This is a genomic window from Undibacterium hunanense, from assembly GCF_014284335.1.
Classification (GTDB): domain Bacteria; phylum Pseudomonadota; class Gammaproteobacteria; order Burkholderiales; family Burkholderiaceae_D; genus Undibacterium; species Undibacterium hunanense.
Window position 1 is genome coordinate 293,089 of sequence record NZ_JACOGF010000005.1, and the last position, 23,609, is coordinate 316,697.

General features: G+C 50.4%; 22 protein-coding genes. 12 read left to right on the top strand and 10 right to left on the bottom strand.

The window, feature by feature from the left end; genetic code table 11:
* From H8L32_RS12450 to H8L32_RS12460, 3 genes are read left to right on the top strand one after another with little or no spacing between them, the layout of a single operon-like run.
* Window positions 1-822 (top strand): carbohydrate ABC transporter permease, encoded by an 822-nt coding sequence (locus H8L32_RS12450; protein ID WP_186947542.1) that lies wholly within the window; start codon window positions 1-3, stop codon window positions 820-822.
* The gene (gene nagZ, locus H8L32_RS12455; RefSeq protein WP_230412186.1) at window positions 822-2,372 is read left to right on the top strand and encodes a beta-N-acetylhexosaminidase; all 1,551 of its coding nucleotides are present in this window, start codon (window positions 822-824) and stop codon (window positions 2,370-2,372) included. The genes H8L32_RS12450 and nagZ overlap by 1 nt, the downstream gene beginning before the upstream one ends.
* A gap of 16 nt (window positions 2,373-2,388) precedes the next feature.
* Window positions 2,389-3,489 (top strand): ABC transporter ATP-binding protein, encoded by a 1,101-nt coding sequence (locus tag H8L32_RS12460; RefSeq protein WP_186947543.1) that lies wholly within the window; start codon window positions 2,389-2,391, stop codon window positions 3,487-3,489.
* A 22-nt stretch (window positions 3,490-3,511) separates the two neighbouring features.
* Here H8L32_RS12460 and H8L32_RS12465 read toward each other — a convergent pair whose 3' ends face one another.
* The 3 genes from H8L32_RS12465 to H8L32_RS12475 form a co-directional block, all read right to left on the bottom strand.
* Entirely contained in the window at window positions 3,512-3,727 is a 216-nt protein-coding gene (locus H8L32_RS12465) for a DUF4287 domain-containing protein (RefSeq protein WP_186947544.1), read from the bottom strand.
* A 218-nt stretch (window positions 3,728-3,945) separates the two neighbouring features.
* Complete coding sequence (locus H8L32_RS12470; RefSeq protein ID WP_186947545.1) at window positions 3,946-7,617, bottom strand: SIR2 family NAD-dependent protein deacylase; 3,672 nt, start codon at window positions 7,615-7,617, stop codon at window positions 3,946-3,948.
* Between the two features lie 198 nt (window positions 7,618-7,815).
* Window positions 7,816-8,733 (bottom strand): LysR family transcriptional regulator, encoded by a 918-nt coding sequence (locus tag H8L32_RS12475; protein WP_186947546.1) that lies wholly within the window; start codon window positions 8,731-8,733, stop codon window positions 7,816-7,818.
* Between the two features lie 122 nt (window positions 8,734-8,855).
* On the opposite strand from H8L32_RS12475, the gene H8L32_RS12480 reads away from it, so the two are divergent.
* The 3 genes from H8L32_RS12480 (at window position 8,856) to H8L32_RS12490 (ending at window position 10,980) form a co-directional block, all read left to right on the top strand.
* Window positions 8,856-9,866: a zinc-binding alcohol dehydrogenase family protein gene (locus H8L32_RS12480; protein WP_186947547.1), complete on the top strand. Its 1,011-nt coding sequence runs from the start codon at window positions 8,856-8,858 to the stop codon at window positions 9,864-9,866.
* Window positions 9,867-9,994: 128 nt separating this feature from the next.
* Complete coding sequence (locus tag H8L32_RS12485) at window positions 9,995-10,438, top strand: heme-binding protein (RefSeq protein ID WP_222619336.1); 444 nt, start codon at window positions 9,995-9,997, stop codon at window positions 10,436-10,438.
* Window positions 10,439-10,503: 65 nt separating this feature from the next.
* Window positions 10,504-10,980 carry a YybH family protein gene (locus tag H8L32_RS12490; protein WP_186947548.1) on the top strand — a complete coding sequence of 159 codons (477 nt, stop codon included), beginning with the start codon at window positions 10,504-10,506 and terminating at the stop codon, window positions 10,978-10,980.
* A 6-nt stretch (window positions 10,981-10,986) separates the two neighbouring features.
* On the opposite strand, the gene H8L32_RS12495 is transcribed toward H8L32_RS12490, so the two are convergent.
* The gene (locus H8L32_RS12495) at window positions 10,987-11,859 is read right to left on the bottom strand and encodes a LysR substrate-binding domain-containing protein (RefSeq protein ID WP_186947549.1); all 873 of its coding nucleotides are present in this window, start codon (window positions 11,857-11,859) and stop codon (window positions 10,987-10,989) included.
* A 117-nt stretch (window positions 11,860-11,976) separates the two neighbouring features.
* Here H8L32_RS12495 and H8L32_RS12500 point away from each other — a divergent pair, with 117 nt between their 5' ends.
* The gene (locus H8L32_RS12500) at window positions 11,977-12,690 is read left to right on the top strand and encodes a glutathione S-transferase N-terminal domain-containing protein (protein WP_186947550.1); all 714 of its coding nucleotides are present in this window, start codon (window positions 11,977-11,979) and stop codon (window positions 12,688-12,690) included.
* A gap of 149 nt (window positions 12,691-12,839) precedes the next feature.
* Entirely contained in the window at window positions 12,840-13,283 is a 444-nt protein-coding gene (locus tag H8L32_RS12505) for a GlcG/HbpS family heme-binding protein (RefSeq protein ID WP_186947551.1), read from the top strand.
* Between the two features lie 40 nt (window positions 13,284-13,323).
* Here the strand turns inward: H8L32_RS12505 and H8L32_RS12510 are convergent, their stop codons facing one another.
* The 3 genes from H8L32_RS12510 to H8L32_RS12520 form a co-directional block, all read right to left on the bottom strand.
* On the bottom strand, window positions 13,324-14,208 hold the full coding sequence (locus H8L32_RS12510) for a DUF2306 domain-containing protein (RefSeq protein WP_186947552.1): 885 nt from the start codon (window positions 14,206-14,208) through the stop codon (window positions 13,324-13,326).
* Window positions 14,209-14,374: 166 nt separating this feature from the next.
* Entirely contained in the window at window positions 14,375-15,181 is an 807-nt protein-coding gene (locus tag H8L32_RS12515; RefSeq protein ID WP_186947553.1) for a LytR/AlgR family response regulator transcription factor, read from the bottom strand.
* The gene (locus H8L32_RS12520; RefSeq protein ID WP_186947554.1) at window positions 15,178-16,254 is read right to left on the bottom strand and encodes a sensor histidine kinase; all 1,077 of its coding nucleotides are present in this window, start codon (window positions 16,252-16,254) and stop codon (window positions 15,178-15,180) included. Before H8L32_RS12520 ends, H8L32_RS12515 begins: the two co-directional genes overlap by 4 nt.
* 262 nt (window positions 16,255-16,516) lie before the next feature.
* On the opposite strand from H8L32_RS12520, the gene H8L32_RS12525 reads away from it, so the two are divergent.
* The gene (locus tag H8L32_RS12525) at window positions 16,517-17,248 is read left to right on the top strand and encodes a substrate-binding periplasmic protein (RefSeq protein ID WP_186947555.1); all 732 of its coding nucleotides are present in this window, start codon (window positions 16,517-16,519) and stop codon (window positions 17,246-17,248) included.
* Window positions 17,249-17,296: 48 nt separating this feature from the next.
* Here H8L32_RS12525 and H8L32_RS12530 read toward each other — a convergent pair whose 3' ends face one another.
* Window positions 17,297-17,719 carry a cupin domain-containing protein gene (locus tag H8L32_RS12530; RefSeq protein WP_230412187.1) on the bottom strand — a complete coding sequence of 141 codons (423 nt, stop codon included), beginning with the start codon at window positions 17,717-17,719 and terminating at the stop codon, window positions 17,297-17,299.
* 222 nt (window positions 17,720-17,941) lie between these two features.
* Window positions 17,942-19,258, bottom strand: a complete 1,317-nt coding sequence (locus H8L32_RS12535; protein ID WP_186947556.1) for an MFS transporter — start codon at window positions 19,256-19,258, stop codon at window positions 17,942-17,944.
* A gap of 580 nt (window positions 19,259-19,838) precedes the next feature.
* Here H8L32_RS12535 and H8L32_RS12540 point away from each other — a divergent pair.
* The 3 genes from H8L32_RS12540 to H8L32_RS12550 all read left to right on the top strand — a co-directional run bounded on the left by H8L32_RS12540 (window position 19,839) and on the right by H8L32_RS12550 (window position 22,571).
* Window positions 19,839-20,318, top strand: coding sequence for a PepSY domain-containing protein (locus H8L32_RS12540; protein ID WP_186947557.1), 480 nt, complete (start codon window positions 19,839-19,841; stop codon window positions 20,316-20,318).
* A 220-nt stretch (window positions 20,319-20,538) separates the two neighbouring features.
* Window positions 20,539-21,204 (top strand): response regulator, encoded by a 666-nt coding sequence (locus H8L32_RS12545; protein WP_186947558.1) that lies wholly within the window; start codon window positions 20,539-20,541, stop codon window positions 21,202-21,204.
* Between the two features lie 26 nt (window positions 21,205-21,230).
* Window positions 21,231-22,571: an ATP-binding protein gene (locus H8L32_RS12550; RefSeq protein WP_230412188.1), complete on the top strand. Its 1,341-nt coding sequence runs from the start codon at window positions 21,231-21,233 to the stop codon at window positions 22,569-22,571.
* A gap of 126 nt (window positions 22,572-22,697) precedes the next feature.
* Here the strand turns inward: H8L32_RS12550 and H8L32_RS12555 are convergent, their stop codons facing one another.
* Window positions 22,698-23,534, bottom strand: a complete 837-nt coding sequence (locus H8L32_RS12555; RefSeq protein ID WP_186947560.1) for an HDOD domain-containing protein — start codon at window positions 23,532-23,534, stop codon at window positions 22,698-22,700.
* Window positions 23,535-23,609 lie beyond the last annotated feature (75 nt).

Consider the following 23,609-nt stretch of genomic DNA (forward strand, 5'->3'; position numbering starts at 1 on the left):
ATGAACATCAAAAAATTCCTGCGTACGGCATCGCAATATGGCTTGCTGAGCCTGATTGCTGTCATCTGTATTTTTCCATTCTGGTGGACGCTGGTGGTGGCAATGTCGACTGAGGGCAATCTGTTTGAATTCCCGCCCACGTTCTGGCCGCGTGGTATGTCGCTGGACAATTTTATCGAGGCATTCCGCGTCATCCCCATCGTCGCTTTTTACAAAAATTCATTGCTGATCACTTTGGCGACAGTGCTGGGCAAACTGGTGGTGTGTTCACTGGCGGCGTATCCTTTATCACGTATGCGGTTCAGTGGCAGCAAGCTCATCATGGGCGTGATACTGGCAACCATGATCTTGCCGTCAGAAGTTAACTTTCTGGTCAATTTTATTACCATCACCAAGATATCACTGGTGAATACCTATACCGCCGTGGTGTTGCCGAATATCGTGACAGCAGTGTCCATACTCTTGCTGAAACAGGCTTTCGATGAAGTACCGCAAGACTTGCTGGATGCCGCAAGGGTGGATGGTGCCGGTGAATGGGTCATCTTTTATCGCATTGTCTTGCCGCTGATTACCCCCTGGCTGGCAACAGTGGGCATACTGACCGCAGTCGAGGCCTGGAATGAATACATCTGGCCATCGATAGTCATCAGCAAGCCGGAAGATTTTCCGCTGTCAGCAGGTGTACTGTATTTGCGTGGCACCTACGGCAGCAGCACTCGCGTGATCGCGGCAGGAACCATTTTGACAGTCGCGCCTATATTGGTCGCCTTTTTATTTACCCAGCGCTTTTTTATGCGCGGCATGGATGGAGCAGTGAAATGATGCTAGACAATAAGCAAGACAACAATAATCAGCAAACCCTGACACGTGAAGCAGCACGCCGCCTGGCCGGGCAACTGGTAATGATACGCATGCCCATTACCAGTCTTGATGACGCGGCGGCACAATTTTTAAAAGACAATTACATCCGTGGTATTTGCCTGTTCAGGCAAAACATGGTGGACGAAATCCAGCTGAAGAAACTGACGGCTGATCTGCGCGTTGCCTTGGGGGAGGAAGCGCTGATCGGTATCGATCAGGAAGGGGGCGCAGTCGTGCGTTCCACCTGGGTACCGCAGCCCCCGGCGGCAATGTCGCTGGGGGCCAGCGATGACCCGGAACTATGCCGGCAGGTGGGGGCCGCAGTTGCCCGTGGCGTCAAGGCTCTGGGCTTCAACTGGAACTTTGCACCGGTGCTGGATTTGAACAATAACGTCGATAACCCTGTCATCTCTGAACGTTCATTCGGCTCTGACCCAAAGCGCGCCAGTGAACTGGCGCTGGCCTGGATGGATGGCAGCCTGTCTGAAGGCGTGGCCTGCTGCGTCAAGCACTTCCCCGGTCATGGTGACACCAATGTCGATTCCCACCGTGATTTGCCCACCGTGAACAAAAGCCTGGCCGAATTGCAGGCATTGGAACTGGCGCCTTTCCAGACCGCAGTCAGCCGCAATGCCCCAGCCATGATGACTGCGCATATCGTCTACCCGGCGCTGGATGCAGACAATCCCGCCACCATGTCCAAACCTATCTTGACTGGCCTGCTGCGTGACCAATGGAATTACCAGGGCGTGGTCATCACCGACGGCATGGACATGCACGCCATCGCCGGGCGCTACGGCGTTGGCAATGCGGCAGTGCGTGCCTTGCTGGCCGGGGCCGACATGGTCATGGCATTGGGCACCACAGAAACCCAGCTTGAAACCCTGAACGCACTGACCGAAGTCATTTTGTCTGGCGGCATTACTTTGGCGGAAGTACAGCAAAAACTGCAGCGCATGACGGCACTGACAAAAACCTATCCCTGCATGGACACCGCCTACCAGACCGACATGGCCGACCGCATCCTCATGTCCAGCGCCTGGAAACGTGGCCTGACCACGCAGGGCAATCCCGTACCGCCAGCCAGGGGCAGCAAGGTGCGCCTGATCATCAGCGCCGATGTTGTCAGCGATGGTGTGTCAGAAGCCGGTATTCCTGCAGCCAGGGTCAGTGCCATGCTGTCCAGCTTGTATGATGTCGACACCGTTACCTTTGACAAGGCCGACACCTTTGACTGGAGCGCCTTGCCCGACGATGGCCGCTTCGTCATACTCGCATCCACCGTGCGCATACGCTACAGCAAACAGGTACGCGACAGCTGGAAGCCAGACCTGCACCTGGTCTTGTGGAACCCGTTCCAGATGCTAGACATCCAGGCCCCGGCCCTGATCACCTATGGCTTCGCACCACCTGCCATCGATGCCGCACGCGCCTGGTTTGCCGCTGAAGTAGTCGCCAGCGGCCAGATCCCGGTCGCCGGGTTTTCAAGCGCTGCAACGGTACAAATATAAGGAAAAGGGGCAGGGCATGGCCGAAGTCAGACTGCAGCAGATCAGCAAATCCTATGGCAATAACCAGGTCTTGCAAGACATAGACCTGCACGTGCGCAATGGTGAATTCATGGTCTTCGTCGGCCCATCGGGCTGCGGCAAATCGACCCTGCTGCGCATGATCGCCGGCCTTGAAGATATCAGCACCGGTGAACTGTACATCGGTGACGCCCTGGCCAACGACATTCCACCCGCCAAGCGTGGCCTGGCCATGGTGTTTCAGTCATATGCCCTGTATCCGCACATGACCGTGTATGACAACATGGCTTTCAGCCTTAGCCTCAGCAACATGAGCAAGCAAGACATCGATGCAGCGGTGCAGCACGCCGCCGGCATTTTGCAAATGACCCACCTGCTGCAACGCAAGCCGCGTGATCTGTCCGGTGGCCAGCGCCAGCGCGTCGCCATCGGTCGCGCCATTGTCCGCAAACCCGGCCTGTTTTTGTTTGATGAACCGCTATCCAATCTCGACGCCAGCCTGCGCGTGCAAATGCGTATAGAACTCAGCAAGCTGCACCGGGAACTGGCCGCCACCATGATCTACGTGACGCACGATCAGGTCGAAGCCATGACCCTGGGCCAGCGCATCGCCGTCTTCAATGGCGGTAAGATAGAACAGATAGGCGCACCGCTGGAACTCTACGACAGACCCGCCAACCGCTTCGTCGCCGGTTTTCTGGGTTCCCCCAAAATGAATTTCCTGCAAGGCAAAGTCAGCCGCTGCGCCGACAATCAGGCAACAGTAAGCCTGGTCGGTGGAGCACAACTGGAGGTCAACATCCCCTCCAGCGCACTCACAGAAGGACAAGAAGTCAGCATAGGCATACGCGCAGAACACGTGGTACCAGCAGCACAAACACCAGACCGCAACAACCAACTCACCGCCTGCATCAGCTTCATCGAACACCTGGGCGACGCTGCCATCGTCTACGCCACACTGCCCGGCGAAGAAAACCTGTTCGCCATCAAACTGCCTGCGGATACTTCAGATTTATTCCCGGGGGCGGATTTGCGGATTCAATTGCCGGTGGGGCGGTGTCATGTGTTTGATGCCAATGGTGTGGCTTTAGGTCGATAAGTTAGCCACCACAACGACCAGTCTATTTTTTGTCTTCACTCAAGGCATAGGCGACAATCGCATTGGCATGTCCATGCCCCATTTCATGTTCAGCTTTGAGCTTGTTGACAATCTCCATGTGCTTCAATCCCTTGTTTTGCTGAACCAGATCCAGCCAGTGCTGGATGGGCTTGCCATATTTCTTTTCTATTGATGGGAAATAAGATGCGGGGCCTTTGATTTTTTCTTCTTCAGACATGTGATATTTCCTTTTTCTAGGGGAGCTTTAAGATCAACGGATGCATCACTAAAATAAAGACAATTTTGTTGCATCCCTGTTAAAGCTAATTTTGCCTGCTACTGTGATTCGGACAAATTTTATCGCAAATAAAACTTAGCTCACAAAGATTGATTCATCTTCGTCAATTAGTTGTATTCTCAAAAAGATAGTTCAGACAGAATCCCTTAAGGCACAATTTAAGACTCATAAGAGTCAGTAGCAAAACGCACCTCTGGTAATGCATCTCCGTGAGAATCTTTCAGTAAATTTTGTAGCGGCAGCTCATCCGGATATTCCTTAACCAAAATATTTGCGACGTTTACGCATGATTCACGAATAGTAGATGCTCCAATAGCTTCCTTGCTGTGGGGTTCAATATCTGCATAGTCTGTCGCGTAAAAGATATTTGATATAGCTTCAATAAGTGTTGTTATTTGTTCTTCAAAAAGAAACTTTCTTTTGAATAGTTCACCAGCAACCCATATTAATCGCTGCAATCCAATGATGCGGCCTGATTCAATAATATCGATTAATATTGAAATCAAGCTCTTCAGTTGTGAGGAATTTTGCGCCATTGGTAATTTTGCCCATTCCATCAAAGTTGATGCTGCATTACCAACTTCGCGAACATTCTGTCCTCGCAATGCTTTTCGAATTGTCTTCTCGGTAACCGTTGCCATTGCCTGATCTTTTGACGCAAAATAAGCAAAGGCCGGCAAGACATAAAACACATCTTCTACTTCTTGATAAAATTTCAAAAGGCTTTCGAATCGATTGATACATTTTTGCTCATCAGTTAATGCTGGAACAATCCCGTATGAAAGTGCATTACTGATGCTGTCGATCAATTGACTTTGACTGTTACCTATGAAATTAAATAAAGTGCTTTCGACTTTTTGGGGACGCCAGATTACTAGACGATCGAACAATTTTTGAGCATCTTCAGGCATCGGATATAAATTAGTATTTTTGTTCGCTGCATGGGCGATGCCAAAATAAGTTTTGACCGCAAGAGTAATTTCTGGAGATGGATATCTGCGTATATCTTTCTGAGTGTCACTTAAAATTTCATCCTCATGCTTATACAGAAAGTTGTACACCAGTGCTTTGACTTTCTCTTTATCAGGCGAGGGTAAGATTAAAAAGGCATGAGGGAATAGATTCACATCTGGTAGATTCGTATAGTCGGGGGCATCACCCCAAATAGCGTTTGCTAACTTGGTATGCTCATCTTCCGTAAGAAATCCATCCTTCTTTACTAAAGGAAAAAGTCTTAATATAGCGGCAGTTCTCGTTGGATTTTTTTCTGCAACTGCCTCGATTAGTTCGTCAATATGTTTTTCCAGTCCAATATATGTATTGCGCTCTTTAAGGTGATTAATAGCAATATTTGGCCAATCCGAAAAAAACTCATTCTTTAATGGAATTTCTAAAGTGTCTGCTAATAATTCCCATCGTTCGGAATTCGGGATGCTATTTAATGAATGTACTGTTATTGAATTGATAATGTCAATTAGGTAAAAATGCTGTAATTGGGTAGTTTTTCTAAGGCGAATTGAAAGATTGAATAATTCTTTGGCTTTTTCTGGTGTCACACGAATAACTAAGCGAGCTAAAACTTCCATTAATACTCGAAGGACAGATAATGAATGACGATTTAGTTCATCGATCTCTTTGATTCGCTGTTTGTTCCAAAATTCAACTGCTTTAAGGATATATATAACTAATTCATCCACGACATTTTTTGGCGCGCATGCTATGCCCATACGAGTAAACGTACTTTTGATTGATGGGGAGTCTTCATTGCTTGCAGAATGAATCGCTAAAATGTAATCCCATAGTTGTGTATGAATCTCGCCAGACTGCAAAAGTTTGTCAACTGTATCCGTAAGCAAATTGATCGATCCAGAACTGCTGCCAGAGCGCAAGGGGATGCCCACGGCTGCTTTTAAACCTTCCAGTAAAAGAATCTCTGATGTTTCGTTGCTAAGTGTTATTTGGTTTGAATTATCTCTGTAGTGCCCTTGCTGAAAAGAGGGCGTTATCGGATTTTTCTTTTCCAAGTAGTTCTCTTGCCGCTTCAGCACTCTTTCTTTAACGTGATCGATCCACACCCATGGATCACAATTCCATTTTCGATATGTGCTTTCAGCAAACGCAGGTAATTCTTCTTCGAATTTGATTGTGCTATTTTCTTGAGGCCACCTCATCAACCAGTGGGCCCATAATAAGCGAGAAAGGACAGGAATAGAGTGGCGATCACGACGGTAAGTTTCTCGTAATTCCCCATAGGACTTGGCGATTAATTGAGTACCCTCTTCAAACCTTCCTAATTCCATCAATATGGCTGCTTTCCTGAGTTTCCAGACAGGATCTTCTCCAGCGATTTTCTCAACTTCTAAGCTCATTACCGAATAATTCAATGCATCGCGTGCGGTAATTGCCCTGTTATAGGCAATTTCGGCGATTACATCTGGATAATATTGAGCGCGTTGTTTCAAACGGTTAATTAGAGTTTGAACATATTGCTGAAACTCTGTTTTTTCTTCTTCACTTTCTGAGTCATGCCAGCGGCTGTTTTTTAATAAAACTAAAATAATCTCATATTGCTGTTGTTTACTAAGTCCAAATTGCTCATGAGAATCGGTAACTCTAAATAAAGCTTTTTCAAGCCAGGGAGCTATGTATTCAAATGTTATGCCATACCTCCAGGCGACTTCATAAAGTAATTTTGCGCCGTCATTGGGTGAAAATGCGATTAAATTTTTTTGATTAAGAAACTGAGCAAGTAGTTGATCTTTTACCCTCCAAAGTAACTTTGGTGGGCAAACTAGCCATCCGGGATAGGACTCGCGATCGGTTTTTAATGTTTCTAATAACTCTTTTGGTACAGGTATGAATTCCGTTTCTTCCGTTTTATGATTTTTAAGCTCTTGGATAAATGGCTCAAGATTCAAATTATGTGGCTTCCACTCGTGTGGCTTCGCCTTGCAATCACCCTCATTTTTCATAGCGGATAAAAATAATTCAGTCGCGACCTTGTGCATCAGGTCGCGATCATTACTATGCTCTTTCACTGCATCCCACAGGTCAATTGGGGATATATTTATGGATTCTAAATGCTTACGTCGAGCCGCACTAAGATTGAATGCACCTACAAGAAATATTTTTCGTGCATGTCCTGCTAATTGATCACGTACCCAACCTGCCCATTGTAAAAAATTGGGATCGTCACCTGAGAAACCCAGTAAACAAAGCTCATTTTCGATAAAGACCTGTCGTGCAAAATTTACGAAGGGAGCAAATTTTGTTGGGTAAGTACGATAGTCTTCCTGAGCAGCTATAAATGTATCCGTAACACCAATTGTGCCATGCAGTTTTACAATGCGCGGAGATGGAGCCCATGCTAAATCAGCAGCTTTGGTTACAGAGGTGTAGTAAGGGCCGTGAATCTTTTCAGATGCGCGCTCTAAAAGCGTGTCCCAATTTGTGGTCATTATTTCAGACCATGGCAGTTTCAAAAGTGAATCGTAAAGTACGCCTGCTATCCATGCTTCATCGTCGATTTCTGCACGAATTTTGTCATTTAGTGCTGTTTGCCCAAAATATGCGCGGTACTCTTCTGCAACTCTCATTGGATCAGAAAAGTCGAGACTTTCGCTATTTGGACTGAGTTCAGCAACTAATTTCTTTGTGAACTCAAACCATAGAGGTATTTTCTTTTCTCCGCCAATGTGTGTTGCTGAACTTCGACTGAATCCTGCTCCAATTATAATGGCTGCACCACGTTGACTTGCGTCAAACTTATGTAATGCTGCGGCTAATTTTTTGATGGCTGGGTAATCGGAGAGGTCGTTTAATTTAGTCATTTTCTCGACGGTAGAATTTATACTTTGCACTGTATTTCTCCAATAGACTATATTTTTTTGAAGCTTGTGAAGTTACATTATCATACCCTACGGATTGATAATTTTTTGTTATCTTTTGTGATTGCACGCATCAATGTTTATGTGACGAGAGTTCGTTTACCGTTCTTTAATGTCTAGGCTGACGCCATGAAGTATTTGTTACTTCAACTGACTTTTCTTACATGAATCGCCAAACTTCCTTCCCAAAAACTCCACCAACGCCCTTACCCGATTCGGTACAAATCGCCCGCTAGGCAACAGCGCATGTAGTGGATAGGGATCTGTCTCCCAGTCCGTCAGCAGCGCCACCAGCTTGCCATCTTCCAGTTCTTGCCGGACATCGATCAATGATTTAAAAATGACACCGGCACCGGCGACTGCCCACATGCGGGCCAGTGAGGCGTCGTCGGCGCTGCGGTCGCCGCTTACTCTGACTTCTTTCCATTTTCCTTGCTGGGCAAAGCGCCAGGTTTTGTGCAGGCGGCCATTGCGCTCGAAAATCAGGCAGTTGTGCTGGATCAGGTCTTGCGGGCTTGTGGGGGCAGGGTGGCGGGCCAGGTAAGATGGTGCGGCGCAGAGTACCGGACGGTTGTCGCATAGCAGGCGTGCCACCAGGCGTGAATCTGTCAGGGTGCCATAGCGCAGTGCCACATCGACTTCATCCCGTACGACATCCAGCGGTCTGTCACCCACATTCAGTGCCAGTTGCACGCCGGGGTGCAGAGCCAAAAATTCATCCAGCCAGGGCAGCAGGGTAGTGCGCGTCAGGTCGGACGGGGCGGCGACCCGTATGGTGCCGACCAGAGCGGTGCGGGCCTCTGATACCTGCGATTCGCCTTCATCGAGTAAATCAAACGCCCTTTGCGCATAGTCGAGCAGGATTTGCCCCTGGGAGGTGATGCGCAGGGCGCGGGTTGAACGTTCAAACAGGCGTGTGCCCAGCTGGGTTTCCAGCCGTTTCATGGCGGCGCTGGCGGCTGCCGGGGTCATGCCCAGCACACTGGCAGCACCAGACAGTGAACCACAGCGCGCCGTCTGCACGAGTACATGCAGGTCACTTATATTTTCAATTTTCATTTGAAAGTGATAGTTATTTATCGGGCTTATCAATCCATGCTTCAGATTCTACAATGCCTGCACTGATCTGGAAATGTTTCTGGATACCGATTATCAATACTGAACACACTCAAGGACTCAACATGAAAGCCATTGCTTACCGCCATTCTTTACCTGTCGATAACGCTGCATCACTGGAAGATGTGGAATTGCCAAAACCAGCGCTGGAAGCGCGGGATTTGCTGGTGCGTGTGAACGCCATCTCTGTCAACCCTGTCGATACCAAGGTCAGGCTGGGCCGCGCACCTGCAGAAGGCCAGTTGAATGTGCTGGGCTGGGATGCTGTGGGCATCGTTGAAGAAGTTGGCACTGCAGTCAGCAATTTCAAAGCGGGCGACCGCGTTTATTATGCTGGTGCGATAGACCGCCCCGGCGCAAACAGTGAATTGCATGCGGTGGATGAACGCATAGTCGCCAAGGCTCCAACCACACTGGATGATGCGCAGGCCGCCGCCTTGCCACTGACCACGATCACTGCCTATGAATTGCTGTTTGAACGCCTGGGTGTTGCCAAGAATGGTGGCGCAGGCCAGACCTTGCTGGTGATAGGTGGTGCCGGTGGTGTTGGGTCCATTCTCATACAACTGGCGCGCCAATTGACGCAATTACGTGTGATTGCTACCGCTTCACGTGCAGAGACACGTCAGTGGTGCCTCGATCTGGGTGCGCATGCAGTGATTGATCACTCCAAACCACTGAGCGCTGAATTGAAAGCCATAGGCATCAATGAAGTCGATATCGTCGCTGGCCTGACGCAAACGGCCCAGCACTATGCAGAAATCATCGCCAGCCTGAAGCCACAAGGCAAGCTGGCCGTGATTGACGACATGGTGGCGCTGGACTTGATGCAGTTGAAAGGCAAATCCATCTCCCTGCATTGGGAAATGATGTTCACCCGTTCGATGTTCAAGACTGTCGATATGGATGAACAAGGCAAGTTGCTGGCAGAAGTCGCGGCTCTGGTGGATGCGGGCAAGGTACGCACAACTGTGAATGCGAATTTTGGCAAGATCAATGCGGCAAACTTGCGCAAGGCGCATGCCCTGATAGAAAGTGGCAAGGCGCAAGGTAAAGTTGTACTGCAAGGTTTTTAATTAAAAGAACTTACGAAAAACCGCCCCAACTGCGTTGCAGCTCCTAGCCGTACTAAAGTACTGTCTTCGTCGCCGACGCCTTGCTGGGGCAATTTTGCGTAAGTTCTTAAGTTCATCAGAAAGTTTTTATGAAAACGACGATCATCAATAAATCATTTGCGGCGGCCAGCATCACCCGCGATGCTGCGCATGCCCTGATCACCGCAGCCAGTGCTGCTGCCCGCGATATCGGTATCGATGTCACGATAGCCGTCACTGACAATGCCGGTCACCTGAAAGCATTTGAACGTGCAGACAGCGCCGCATTTTTGACGGTGGATGTGGCGATCGATAAAGCCTGGACGGCTGCCTCGTTTGGCCTGCCTACTCATACATGGACCGCCATCATCAGCAATGATGTGGTGGCCCAGCTTGCCCACAGGCCGCGCCTGGTGGCAGTTGGTGGTGGTTGCCCCATTGTTGAAAATGGCAAAGTCATAGGCGGCATAGGCATATCAGGCGGCAATGCGTTGCAAGACCAGCAGGCAGCAGAAATTGCATTGGTTGCACTGGGTTTTGAAGTGAAGGCGTAAGTCAAACCAGCTGTGTTGAAAAAATGCATGCAATGCATTTTCTCTTTTTAAGGAAATCAATCACCATGAAATCTGGTGTTATTCGTTTGCTGTCAGTAAAACCTGGCGCAGTTATTTTTCTGGCCCTGTCAATATTCATGTCCATGGCACATGCAGGCAAACTCAATGAGATGGATGTGGTCAAAGCCGCGTCCGTCGATTTTTTTGCCAGCATCAGTAGCCGAAATCTCACATCAGTGACCAGCTATCTGGGTTCTGAAGGGTTTACTGAGTTCATTCCTGAATCAGATAAACTCTTGCAACTGAATGCCGGTGCATTTTCTGCTTTATTCAAATCTGGCGCGCAAATTGATGTACGTCTCACCGACATTCAGGTCAGGACCAATGGGGGCACGGCGATAGTCACCGGCACCCGTGTAGGTGCAATCACCAAACCAGGAGCAACACCAGTTGAAGGAAAATCACTGGTTACGATGATATGGTTCCGGCACGACAACGGCTGGCAGCTTGAACATGTTCACCTGTCAGCAGTACAGAAATGATATTACCTATCTGAGCGCGTCAACAAGAAAATCCACCAGACTGGTGAGCTTGCGTCGGGGGTAGGGATCTTGCAGATAGATCAGATGTACCGGAAGCGGTGGTGGCAGAAAATCAGTCAGGACGGAAACCAGTTGACCGTTCTGAATGGCTTCTTCCAGCAATGCTTCTGGTTGCATGATCAGGCCGACACCACCGATGGCGGCGGCGCGCAAGGCATAGCCGTCATTTGAAGAAAACACATGCCGGGTGGGCCAGCTTAATTCTGCCCCGTCATCTTGTTGCCATACCGGTTGCCATAATTGATGTGCAAGGCAACGATGCTTGTCGAGATCCGACCATTTCCTGGGCACGCCTTCGCGCTGAAAATAAGCAGGTGAGCCGCAAATCAGGTTACGGTAAGGGCGCAGCGGGCGGGCGACCAGGCCAGAATCTGGCAAGACACCCACGCGTATGGTCAGGTCAAACCCTTCGTCGATCAAATCCACTTTGGCATTGCTCAGCACCAGTTCGATTTCTACCGTTGGAAAACGATGAAAATAGCTTGCCAGCAGCGGTGCAATGACGCAGCTACCCATGGACACCGGGGCGCTGATACGCAGTTTTCCGCCAAGCCCGGTTTCCAGTTCAAGGACTGCGTCTTGCGCTTCGTTGATGTCGTTGAGTATCGTTTTGGCGCGGCGATAGTAGATGGCACCCGCATCAGTCAGGCTTTGGTGGCGCGTATTGCGCTTTAGCAGACGCGATCCCAGCAATTCTTCCAACTGGCGAATCTGCTTGCCAACCATGACGGAGGTGATGTCGAGTTTGACAGAGGCCAGCGTGAAATTGCCCGTTTCGACCACGGTGACAAACACTTCCATGCATTTCAATTTATCCATTGCTAACCATTAGTTAGAACACTACTTCCCGCTGCCTGCTTCACCGGCAGTTGTCATCCATGGACAATTCGAAGCCTTGAGGCAAGTTGCAAGAGCATTCATTTGTGGAGATCAAACATGACAAAGCTTTCAGAATTTTATATCACCAAAAAGTGGCATCCAGTCCATGCGGACAGGATACAGCTTTATTCCCTGGCTACGCCAAATGGCGTCAAGGTTTCCATCATGCTTGAAGAGACAGGCCTGGCCTACGATGCCCATCGCGTTACGCTGGATCAGGACGGGGTATGGTCGCCGCATTTTCTGTCGGTCAATCCCAACAACAAGATCCCGGCCATTATAGACCCAGCTGGTCCGGATGGAAATTCCCTGGCATTGTTCGAATCGGGGGCGATCTTGCTGTATCTGGCCGAAAAAACCGGGCAGCTTTTGCCCACATCTGCAGCAGCGCGCTATGAAACCATACAGTGGCTGATGTTCCAGATGGCAGGCATAGGGCCGATGTTTGGTCAGCTTGGTTTCTTCCATCGCTTTGCAGGAAGAGAATATGAAGATAAACGACCGCTGACACGCTACGTCACAGAAACAAAGAGACTGATGGCAGTGCTGGAAAAAAGGCTGACTGACCGTGCCTGGATCATGGGTGATGACTATACGATTGCCGATATCGCGATTTTTCCGTGGGTGCGTATATTGAGCGGTTTTTTTGAAGCCGGCGAATTGATTGGTATTGGCAATTATCCCCATGTTGCACGGGTACTGGCGAATTTTGTGCAAAGGCCTGCGGTGATAAAAGGCTTGGAGGTACCTGTGACGCAACGACCTGATTGATCTGATTTGTACGAATGATCTGAATGATCCGGGTGATTAGAATCAGCCAATATTCCTGACCGTAATGGTTTCATGGCATGCAGATGCCGGGCCATGCTTTTCTTCTCATTATGTAAAAACTTATTTTGTAAGAACTTTTGTAAGAACATATGCAAACAACACAAATCAGCCGGTCATTTCCCGCCGCCAGTATTACTGCCAGTGCTGCAACAACCTTGATCGCCGCAGCCAGTGCAGCTGCGCGTGATCTTGGTATCGCAGTGACAATCGCCGTCAGCGATAATGCCGGGCATCTGAAAGCCTTTGAACGTGCTGACAGCGCGGCTTTCCTGACGGTGGATGTGGCCATAGACAAGGCCTGGACAGCAGCGTCCTTTGGTTTGCCTACACATACCTGGACCGCAATCATCAGCAATGATGTCGTGGCCCAGCTCGCTCACAGGCCGCGCCTGGTTGCTGTTGGTGGCGGTTGCCCCATTATCGACAATGGCAAAGTGATCGGTGGCATAGGCATATCCGGCGGGAATGCGTTGCAAGATCAGCAGGCCGCTGAAATTGCCTTGCGGGCACTGGGTTTTGAGATAAAAGCCTGAGAAAGGCCCATCCATGTGCCGGGCCGATCTGCGGCAAGTGTCAAAGATGCGGCCGCCACATACCCATGAAAGCGACGGCAATGCCTATGCCGCTTGCCACGCTCAGCACCAGCAATCCGCCTGCCATGCTGTAGCGGGCAAGGGTGCTCTTGCTGTCCTGGGTGCGCAGGTACAGTTCCAGCACCAGCAGGGGGATCAGTGAATTCGCAAACGACAGAAAGCTCAGGAATGGGCCTTCAAAAGTCTTGGGATTAAAACCGGCCGGACCCTGGTTGACCGCTATCCAGAACATCAGGCCTATGCGAAAGAACCAGACGCCGTTGGCCAGCAAGAACAGGCGCAGCGCCCAACGGCGGTGCAGGGCGAACTGGCGTGCCAGTGCATGGCGCAAGGCCATGGCTGCGCAGAATAGTATCAGCACGGCATTCAGGCTGACACCCAGATGCTGCACAAAGTCACCCACGCCATCACGAAGCCACACCATGTACAGGCCACTGCCTGCAGCGATGACCAGGCTGCCCAGATAGATGCGCCCGTTCCAGCGATGGAAGACCGGTGCACGTGTGCGTAGCTGCGGTATCAGTTGCAGTATGCCAGCCAGGGTGATGCAGGCCGCCAGAAAAATATGCGTAATGATGGCGGCATTGCCGATGTTGTCGCCTTTGATGTAACCATGCGGCAGTACCTTGCTCCACGCCGCCAGGTCGCCCCGCAAGGCAGATGCGACGTAGAAGCCGAGGATGTAATAGACGAATAATAGCTGGCCTATTATCGCAACAGAAAACCATAGTCTTGCAGCATGGCTCAGGGCCATGCTGGCAGGTTTGTTCAGCGCACGTGACAGCGTATGCGGCGGGGTATTCTTGTTGGCCGGTTCATGCATGCTGGCTGAATCAGGTATGGTGTCTATGCTGCCTGTGCTCATGGGATAGCTCCTTGGTTGAGTGTTGAGGTTGTGTCTGGTTGTGTCTGGTTATGTACAGGCGTGACGGTGCCTGCAAAGTCTGATTTGCTTTTTGCGTGTCCGGTGTTCGTAAAGATTGCAGTTGACTGTTTTGGGTGGCTACAGCTTGAGCCTGCTTCTGCGGTGCTTACATCTGCCTGAACAGATGCAGGTAGCTGCGGCTGACAGGCAAGACTTCGGGGCGGCCACGCAGTTGTAATTCGGCGGTTTCATTCATACCGCGTGTCACGCCGGCGACATAGTGCAGATTGACGATGACGGAGCGATGGGTTTGTGCAAAACGATCCGGGTCCAGTTCGTCACTGAGTTCACGTATGCTCTTGCGTATCAGGGCATCGCCGCCATCCCAGGCGACCAGAGTGTATTTATCGTCAGCGCGCAGAAAGGCAACCTGTTCTACCGGGATCAGGCGCACGCTGTTGCCGACGGATGCCTTGATCCATTGCAGGTGATGTCGTGGTGGATTGCGCTGCCGTAAATCATTTGCCATGCGGTCCAGCAGGGCATCATAACCGGCGCCAGGTTCATTCGCTTGTACCATGCGCTGTTGCAGGCGCGTGATGGTGTCGTTCAGACGCGCTTCCATGATGGGCTTGATGAGGTAATCAATGGCACCCTGTTCAAACGCCTGCACTGCATATTGCTCATAGGCGGTAAAAAAGACGATATGTGCCCTGCGGGCGATAGACCTGGCGGCTTCTATGCCATTCAAGCCGGGCATATGCACATCCAGAAAGACAATGTCGGGCTGATGGATATCGAACATCTCTATTGCTTCGTGACCATTGCGGGCTTCATCGACGATATGCAGTTCTGGCCACAGGCGCGACAGGTTGAAACGCAAATGCTCTCTCAGCAAAGGTTCATCATCGGCGATCAGCGCAGTGATTGGCCTGTTGATCTGCCGGGTGATTTGTGCGTTGATCTGCTTCATGTCTTAGCCCCAGAGTGAAAAATTAATTCAACACGCAAACCATGTGGTGTCTGTTCATGCAAATCGACACGTGCATCTTTTCCAAAGCAGGCTTGCAGCCTTGCCCTGACATTGGTCAGGCCTGTGCCGGGTACAGCGGTTTCTGCCATGCCTATGCCAGTATCTGCTACCCACAATGTCACCATGCCGCTACGGGCATCTCGCTTGCCGCCGACTTCTATGCGGCCAACTTCAGTGCCGGGGTCTATGCCATGGCGTACGGCATTTTCCACCAAGGTCAGCAAGGCCATCGCGGGAAAGCGCAAGTCTTTCAGTTCAGGCGCAAGCTGAAGTTCAAACTGCAGCCGGTCTGGCATGCGCATATGCATGATTTCCAGATAGGCGCTGACCAGTTGCATTTCGTTTTCCAGCGTTGCGTCGGCATCATTCAGGCGCGGCATGGCTGCCCGCAGATAGGCGATCAGGTGGCGCAAGACCGGCGCTGCATTGTCTGAACCGGATTCAACCAGGGCCTGTACATTGGCCAGGGTATTGAACAGAAAATGCGGTTCTATCTGCGCCTGTAGCAGGCGCAGGCGGGCATCCAGCACTTCGCGTTCGAGGGCGCTCTTCTCCAGTTCCAGTTGCAGGCGGTCTGCACGTTCACGTTGTTTGTCTTCGCGTTTGATGGCAGCGACGGCGACCAGGGGACCAAAAAACAGTGCAAAAATCGTGCTGGTGGCAAAACCGGACAAGAGATTATTCGCCTTGATGAAACTCATGAAATCGCCTGCTATCGCCACATAGGCAGCCAGGCTGGCAAAAGGTGCCAGCAGGCAGACCGCCGCTACCCGCACCAGCCAGTGTGGTATCCAGCGTGGCAGCCACTGCAAACGCCAGGTACCCGAGACAGTGAAGGCCAGCAGCATCACCATTGCGATGAAAGTCGTGCGCCTGAGCACCAGCCAGAAAGGTGACTGGAAGACAGGCGTGGTTACCCAGGCTATCAACAGACTGATCAAGAAGACCACGACGATTTGCCGGAGGCCTGGCAGTGCAGGCCAGCGTGGAAAGGATGTAGGAGCGGTTTTCATGAAGCCAAGATAGCTGCAACTGATATTTTCGACAAGCCAGCCAGCCCGGATATGTGACCAGTGACGGTTTTCTGGGGTTGAACGACGATGGAATGTGGATCTGAACTGCGTGCAGCATCGTTTGCAACCATCGTTTGCAAATACGATTGTTTTTCTGCAAGCATTCTGTAATATTTCTACATTACACTAGGTCAACATGCTCTAAACGGTCATAATCATATTTCAGCTTGTAGCTGGAAGAAAATCTAGGAATGAGGGCGCAATGATCAGGAAATGGATGTTTGCAGTGTCGGTGCTGATGGCATCGCCAGCAATGGCAGACACCTTCCGCATTGCCTATTATGAAGGCGGTGATGCACCTTTTGTCCTGGTGGGCCCCAAAGGGCCTGGTGGTATCTTTCCCGACCTGATGGTTGCCATTGTCCGACTGAGTGGCGACAAGCTGGATCAGCAATACCTGCCCATGCGCCGTTTGCTGAAGTCTTTTGAAGATGGCCAACTGGATATTGAAGTGGGGGCCAATCCCAAGTGGCGTGCTAATTCAACGGTGCCTGGTGTGTACAGCATGGCTTTTGGCCTGCCCAAAGCCGTGCTATGTTTCCGACCGGGCGAAGTCCCTAAAAAGCAGGCAGTCAGCGATTTTTATGGACAGAAAATCGGTGTGATTTCCGGCTATTCTTATCCTGAATTTGAAGCTGCCTTTGCGACTGAGCAGATACAGCGCGCAGACATTTTCAACTCCCCCAATCTGTTGCTGACCCTGAAAGCCAAGCGCTTTGACCAGATCATCATCAGCAGCTACGTCCGGCAGTACTGGACCAAAGTCGATGCCAAGCGCTATGCCTGCGATGAAGGCCGCATGATCGACGAAAGCGAAATGATGCTGCGCATACATCCATCCCGGGCAGCTGCGCTACCCAGGCTGAATGCTGCCATCGCCACGCTGAAAAAGAGTGGTGAACTGGATGCCATATTCAGGCGCCATACCAATTAATTCAATTAATCCAATTAAGCAATTAATCCAATTAAGCTCTCTTTGATTTTAATACGATGCTGCCGGTGCTGAGGCTGGCGAAGCCAAGGGTTTGCCTTTGTCCAGCACATACACGCCGACCAGCTTGATCGTTGTGTTGCCGTGATTTTTTGCACTGTGAACCGTGCCGCCAGGTACGACAAAACCTTCGCCGGCTTTGATCTTGCGCGGGGTTTGGTTGGCGACCAGTAACTCTATTTCACCGTCCATCACATAACTGATTTCGTCACCCGGATGAGTGTGCCAGTCAACCTTGCCGCCAGCGGCTACATCAATGCGGGTTATGTAATCTTCTTTTCCGGGAATGGATGAATCTGCCTGGGTAATCGGGGTACGGGTCACACCGATGTTTTGCGCCAGCAGGCCTGCGCTGACCAGCAGGATGCCGATGGCACCGGCGTAGTGCCATGATTTCTTTGTCGTAGATTGCAAGATGGGTCTCCGGTGTGGGTTGGCATGCGTCATTGCGCATGGTACCCATTGCACGCCCATTTGCTGAGTGCGTCAAGTATTATTTTTTAATTAACTATTTCTTGCTCAAGGGCAAAAGAAATGGCGCAATTTTTACATTGCGCCATCGAATTGAATGAGAATGAAACTACTTAGGTGGAATGCTTATTTTGAACGTTTATTTTTAATGCTTATTTCTAATGCTTATGCATCAGCAGTCTTGCCCAAACCTTCAGTTGCGCCTGATTTGCTGGCACCTGGCGGAGCGTCACCATACGACACGAAGCGTGTCATGATCAATACCGGGATGGCGCTGAGCATGACCCAGATAAAGAAATTCTTGTAGCCCAGTGATACCTGGATATCGCCGCTGATGGTCTTGAACAATACGAAGCCCAGTTGCATGACGCCCGTTCCCAGCGCATAGTGGGCAGTCTGGTATTTACCGGGGGCCACCACCTGCATGATGAACAGGATCAGGCCAACGAAGCCAAAGCCATAGCCAAACATTTCGAATGCCAGCGCAGCGGTGATGACGGCCATGTTTTCCGGCAGGCTGCTGCTCAAAAAGAAAAAGGCCAGGTTAGGGGTATTCATCGCCAGTATCAGCCACGGCAGTGCACGCTTCAAACCCAGCCATGATGCGAAATAACCGCCGAGTATGCTGCCACCCAAAAATGCTATCGTGCCGGCAACGCCATACGCCGTACCCACCTGGTCAGTCGTCAGCCCCAGACCACCCAGATTTTTTGCTTCGCGCAAGAACAGCGGGCCTATGGTTTGTATTTGCCCTTCCGCAGCGCGGAACAGGATAATGAAAACGATAGCCAGCCAGATACCAGGCTTTTTAAAGAATTCAACAATCACATCCTGCAAGGTCACAAAAATGCTATGCATGGAAGCTTTGGTTTCTGTATTTTTAGTACCGGGCAGTGACCAGCTGTTATACAAACCCAGGCTGAACAGGAGCACACCCATGATGGCAAAAATGATGGTCCAGGCCTGCGCCGGTGCCAGGCTTTTTTCCAGGTAACCAGCCAGATACACCAGAGGGCCAAGGGTAATAAATTTTGCTGCATTGAAAAACGCCCCTTGCCAGCCGGCATAGCTGGCTTGCTGGGTGTTGCTGAGGCTGGCCATGTATAAACCGTCGGCTGCAATGTCATGCGTTGCTGATGCGATTGCCACCACGCCAAGCAGGGCGATGCTGATGGCAAAATAGGCCGGTAATTGCAAAGACAGTGCCAGCAGGCCCAGCGCACCACCACCTACCATCTGAAACAGCACCACCAGCATTTTCTTGCTGCCTGCGGCTTCCAGGAAAGGGCTCCACAAAGACTTGAATACCCAGGCCAGCCCTACCAGACCTGTCCAGTGGGCAATCTGGTCATTCGGCACACCCATGCTTTTGTACATCAGGCCAGCGATCAGGGCGACGGCATAAAACGGCATGCCGGATGCCAGATACAGGCTGGGTACCCAGCGCATGGGGTGCTGGGGCAGGTCTTTTTCTGTGCTCATGGTGGGTGTCTCTGCTGAATGATGTTTTCTGAAATCGTTTCTGGCTGCCTTCTTGCAGCGTGCAGCCACAACATACTAGGCACAAAAAAACTGGTCAACTGGTTTTATACTTATAATGCCACTTAAGTGCCAGTACATCCTTGTTAACGCCGTTCCAGTGTTGTTTGAATGCAGTAAACAAGGCATTTTTCGCAGACTTTTTTAAGCCATGCAGATGTCATATGATGGTAACGAAAACCCGCAGTATTTGAACTCACAGCCAATACCACTTTGTTTTATTTTGGCACTGGTATTATCGCAAACGTTTTACGGGACAAGGGTTTTTCTACCGTAAAGCCTGCAGGGAAAGTGAAATTGGTATTTTGTGAGTGGTCTTGATGGGGCGAGCTCCCTTTACTGGAATTATCTTCCATCTGTTTCATTTGCTCGCCACTCCTGTTCGCCGCCCATTGAGCATACGTTTCGAATCATGTTGTCAATGCGGTTTTGCCCAATCATGATTTAAGGTCTCTAAGCTTGAGCTAATTGTCTCCGTATAGGCTTGGGACTTACGCAAAATTGTTCCACAAAACTTAATGGAATGGTCTGGCGTAAATCCCTGCAATTAAATTGCCTGCTTCTTTCACGCTATCAAATGGAGATACTCATGTCTGAACTCAATGTATTTAGCCGTCCTGTCCGCCTTGTTGCATTCGCCCTTATTGCAGTCTTTCCACTGTTCGCCAGTGCAGCCCAGGGGGAATGCAGCGCAAAAGTAAGCGGAAGCATGACAGACAAGGAAATGAAGAAAATGGCCAAGGTCAGTATGGCTAGTGCGCAGGCAACGGCCCTTAAACTGATTGCTAAAGCAGATTTGAAGAAAGTAGTGAGCCGTGAATTGGAAGTGGAAGAAAACTGCCTGGTATATTCCTTTGACTTGCAACTGAGGTCTGCCGAAGGCAGTGAAGAAATCATGATTGATGCAGTTTCCGGCCAGGTCATTTCGCAAAAACACGAAACGCCAGAGCAGGAAGCGCAAGAAAAAGAAGTGGAAAAAAAGGGCGATGTAAACAAGAAGTAAAGTTCTTGTATGATCAACAGAAAATGAACGCAAATACATAAAGCAGAAGACCTGACTGGGGCTGTACTCATTGTTGTACTCATGCAGACTTCAAGTTTTCGTCATCGTCACATGCTTGTGATGATGACGATACCCATTACAACCGTAGCGATCCATATTGATCCGTATTAATCCATATTGATGTATGGATTAAATCTGACAAAGACCCGAAGGCGAATAGATGCGCGTGTTATTGGTCGAAGACGATGTGATGATAGGAAACGCCCTGTGTTCGGCACTGAAAGAGGAGTCCTATGCCGTAGACTGGATGCGCAACGGCTTGTCTGCTGTCCAGGTGTTATCGTGCCAGCACTATGATCTGGTCTTGCTTGATTTGGGCTTGCCCGGCAAAGACGGATTGGATGTACTTCGTTGCATTCGAATGCGAGACAATCCGGTACCCTTGCTGATCGTTACAGCGCGTGACGGCGTGGATGACAGGATACTTGGTCTTGATGGTGGCGCGGATGACTACATCCTCAAACCATTCGAAATGCGCGAATTGCTGGCCCGTATGCGGGTCGCCATCAGAAGGAAAGGCGGTGTTGCCAATTCTGAGTTGAGCAACGGCATCATTACACTTGATCAGGCCACCCGCGAGGCGCGTGTGCAACAAGGCAAAGGCGTTCAATTATCGAACCGTGAATTCGCGGTTTTGCAATCCCTGATGGTTCGTCCAGGCGCTATTTTGTCTCGTAGTGAACTCGAAGACCGGGTGTACGGCTGGGGGGATGAGGTGGAGAGTAACGCAGTCGAATTTTTGATTCATGGATTACGCAAGAAGCTCGGCAATACGGTGATCAAGAATGTAAGAGGTGTTGGATGGATGGTATCAAAAAACGAATAGAAAATTCTATCCAGATCAGGTTGTCCATGTACTTGTCTGTGATGATATGCAGTGTGGCACTGATTGCCGGAGTGTTTGCATTTTTCTCGGCGCTTGACGAGGTTAACGAGCTTCAGGACGATATGTTGCGCCAGATTGCTACCTTGTCCGAACGCCAGAACTGGGCTGAGCTTACAGATGCAGAGAAAAACAAAAGCACGAATGACGGTATTGATGAGGAATCCCGGGTTTTTGTGCAACTGCTACCGATGGCAGCACCCGGTGGTGGCATTACAGCCATGCCAGCCACTTCAGCCATCCTGGCCACTACAGCTAAAACGTCTTTGCCGCTACCAGGAAGCTTGCAGGATGGCATGCAGACTTTCAATACTGGGCAAGAAATTTATCGTGTATTGGTACATACACTGGGTACTGGCAAGCACCTGGCTGTCGCTCAAAAAATGTCTGTCAGGGATGAAATTGCTAACAATAGCGCATTGCGCACGTTGATGCCTTTCCTGATACTGATGCCGATATTACTGTTGATGGTCGCCAATATCGTGCGTAGCATCTTCAAGCCGGTGGCAAGCCTTTCTGCCGAAATAGACAGGCGCGACGAGCAGGCCTTGCATCCGATTTCTTGTGAGGCATTGCCCCGTGAAATCCGCCCGTTTGTGGCCGCCATCAACCACCTCCTGATGCGTGTGGAACAATTCATGGGAGCACAGCGACGTTTTGTCGCTGATGCTGCGCACGAACTGCGCTCCCCATTGACTGCATTGTCGCTTCAGGCTGAATTGTTGGACAATACTGACATGTCGGCCAATGCGCGCGAGCATTTGCAGCTATTACGCCAGGGTATTGATCGGGCTAAAACAATGCTGGCGCAGTTGTTGACTTTGGCGCGTGTCCAAACTACCGCCGTATCATCCGAAAGCGGCGTATCTGTGCAAAAAATCTATCGACGTGTGCTGGAAGATATGATGCCGCTGGCTGATGCGAAACAGCTTGACATCGGCGTGGTCGGTGACGAGGATGCCACCGTCATGGTCAACGAACTTGATCTGATCATTCTCATCAGAAATCTGGTGGACAACGCCATTCGTTATACACCGGAAGGAGGGCGTGTCGATTTGTCAGTGGCAAGCACTGAAACGATGATCACTCTGACCGTTGAAGATAATGGCCCTGGCATTGCTGTCACTGACAGAAAGAGAGTATTTGATCCTTTTTATCGCGTGCTGGGAAATGATCAGCCAGGATCCGGTCTCGGTCTGGCTATCGTGCAAGCTATTTCCACACGTGTCGGGGCAGGAGTGCAACTTGATTTTTCGAATGAAAGACCGGCATCAGGCTTGCGTGTCAGCGTGACGTTTGCGGTACGGTAAAGCGGCCAGCATATTGCTTCAAGCGACATAGGAAAACATGGCACGCGCACAATAAAAAACGTCAGCAAGCTGATGCCTGCTGACGTTTTGGATCCGACGATGCCGGGGTGAAGTTGTATCTGCTGCTTACAGCATCAGTGCTGCGGTCAGGGAATCGATCTGTTCTTCCGAATCAGACATCACATCCTGAAAGTTGCCGTCTTCAAATTCAAAATTGATGCGACGTGAAAAGCGCGCGATCTTGTCGCCTTCATTATTATGCAGGGGGGACAGTACCGGTGCGATGTCGTTTGCCAGAATCAGGGTGTCACCCAGGGATTCCGGCGGGAAGGCGCAAACGCCATGCCACAGGGCTTCGACGGCCTGCATGACACTTTCGGGTATGCCCAGCCGACGCATGATGCCACGGCCGATCAGGCGTTCGCCATATTCTATCCAGGTAGCTGGTTCACCATCGAGCAGACCGGGGAATTCTTCTGCACGTGAAATCAGGTAAAAACCGCCGACTTCATGCACGATACCGGCAAAAATCGCGGTTTCAGGATCAACCTTGGTAACCTGCTTGGCAATTACCTGCGCCAGCGAGGAAACATGGGCCGAGTGTTCCCACAACTGTGCTGCTTTTGCCTTCAGTGCCGGGTCTTTGACCTGGCTGTTCAACTGGCGCACGATGACGGATGCCAGCATGGCTTTCAGTGTACGAAAACCCAGGCGATTCACTGCCAGGCGCACGTTGGTGACTTCATTGCCGGAACGGTTGTAGGCAACAGAATTGGCCAGCGCCACGGTACGGGCTGACAACAAGGGGTCTGCTGCGATCATTTTTGCTGCTGCGTCAACATGGCAGTCAGGGTCATCCAGCGCCTTTTGCAGACGCAGTGATGAATCAACGCTGGTCGGGAAGACCAGGTCACCCCGGTTAACCTCGGCGGCGATGGTTTTAAATATTTCTAGCTTGTCCATGAATATCTCCCAATATTGATATGGTGATTCCTCTATGGGCTTGTAGGGGTTGAAGCCAGCAACACCCGACATTCT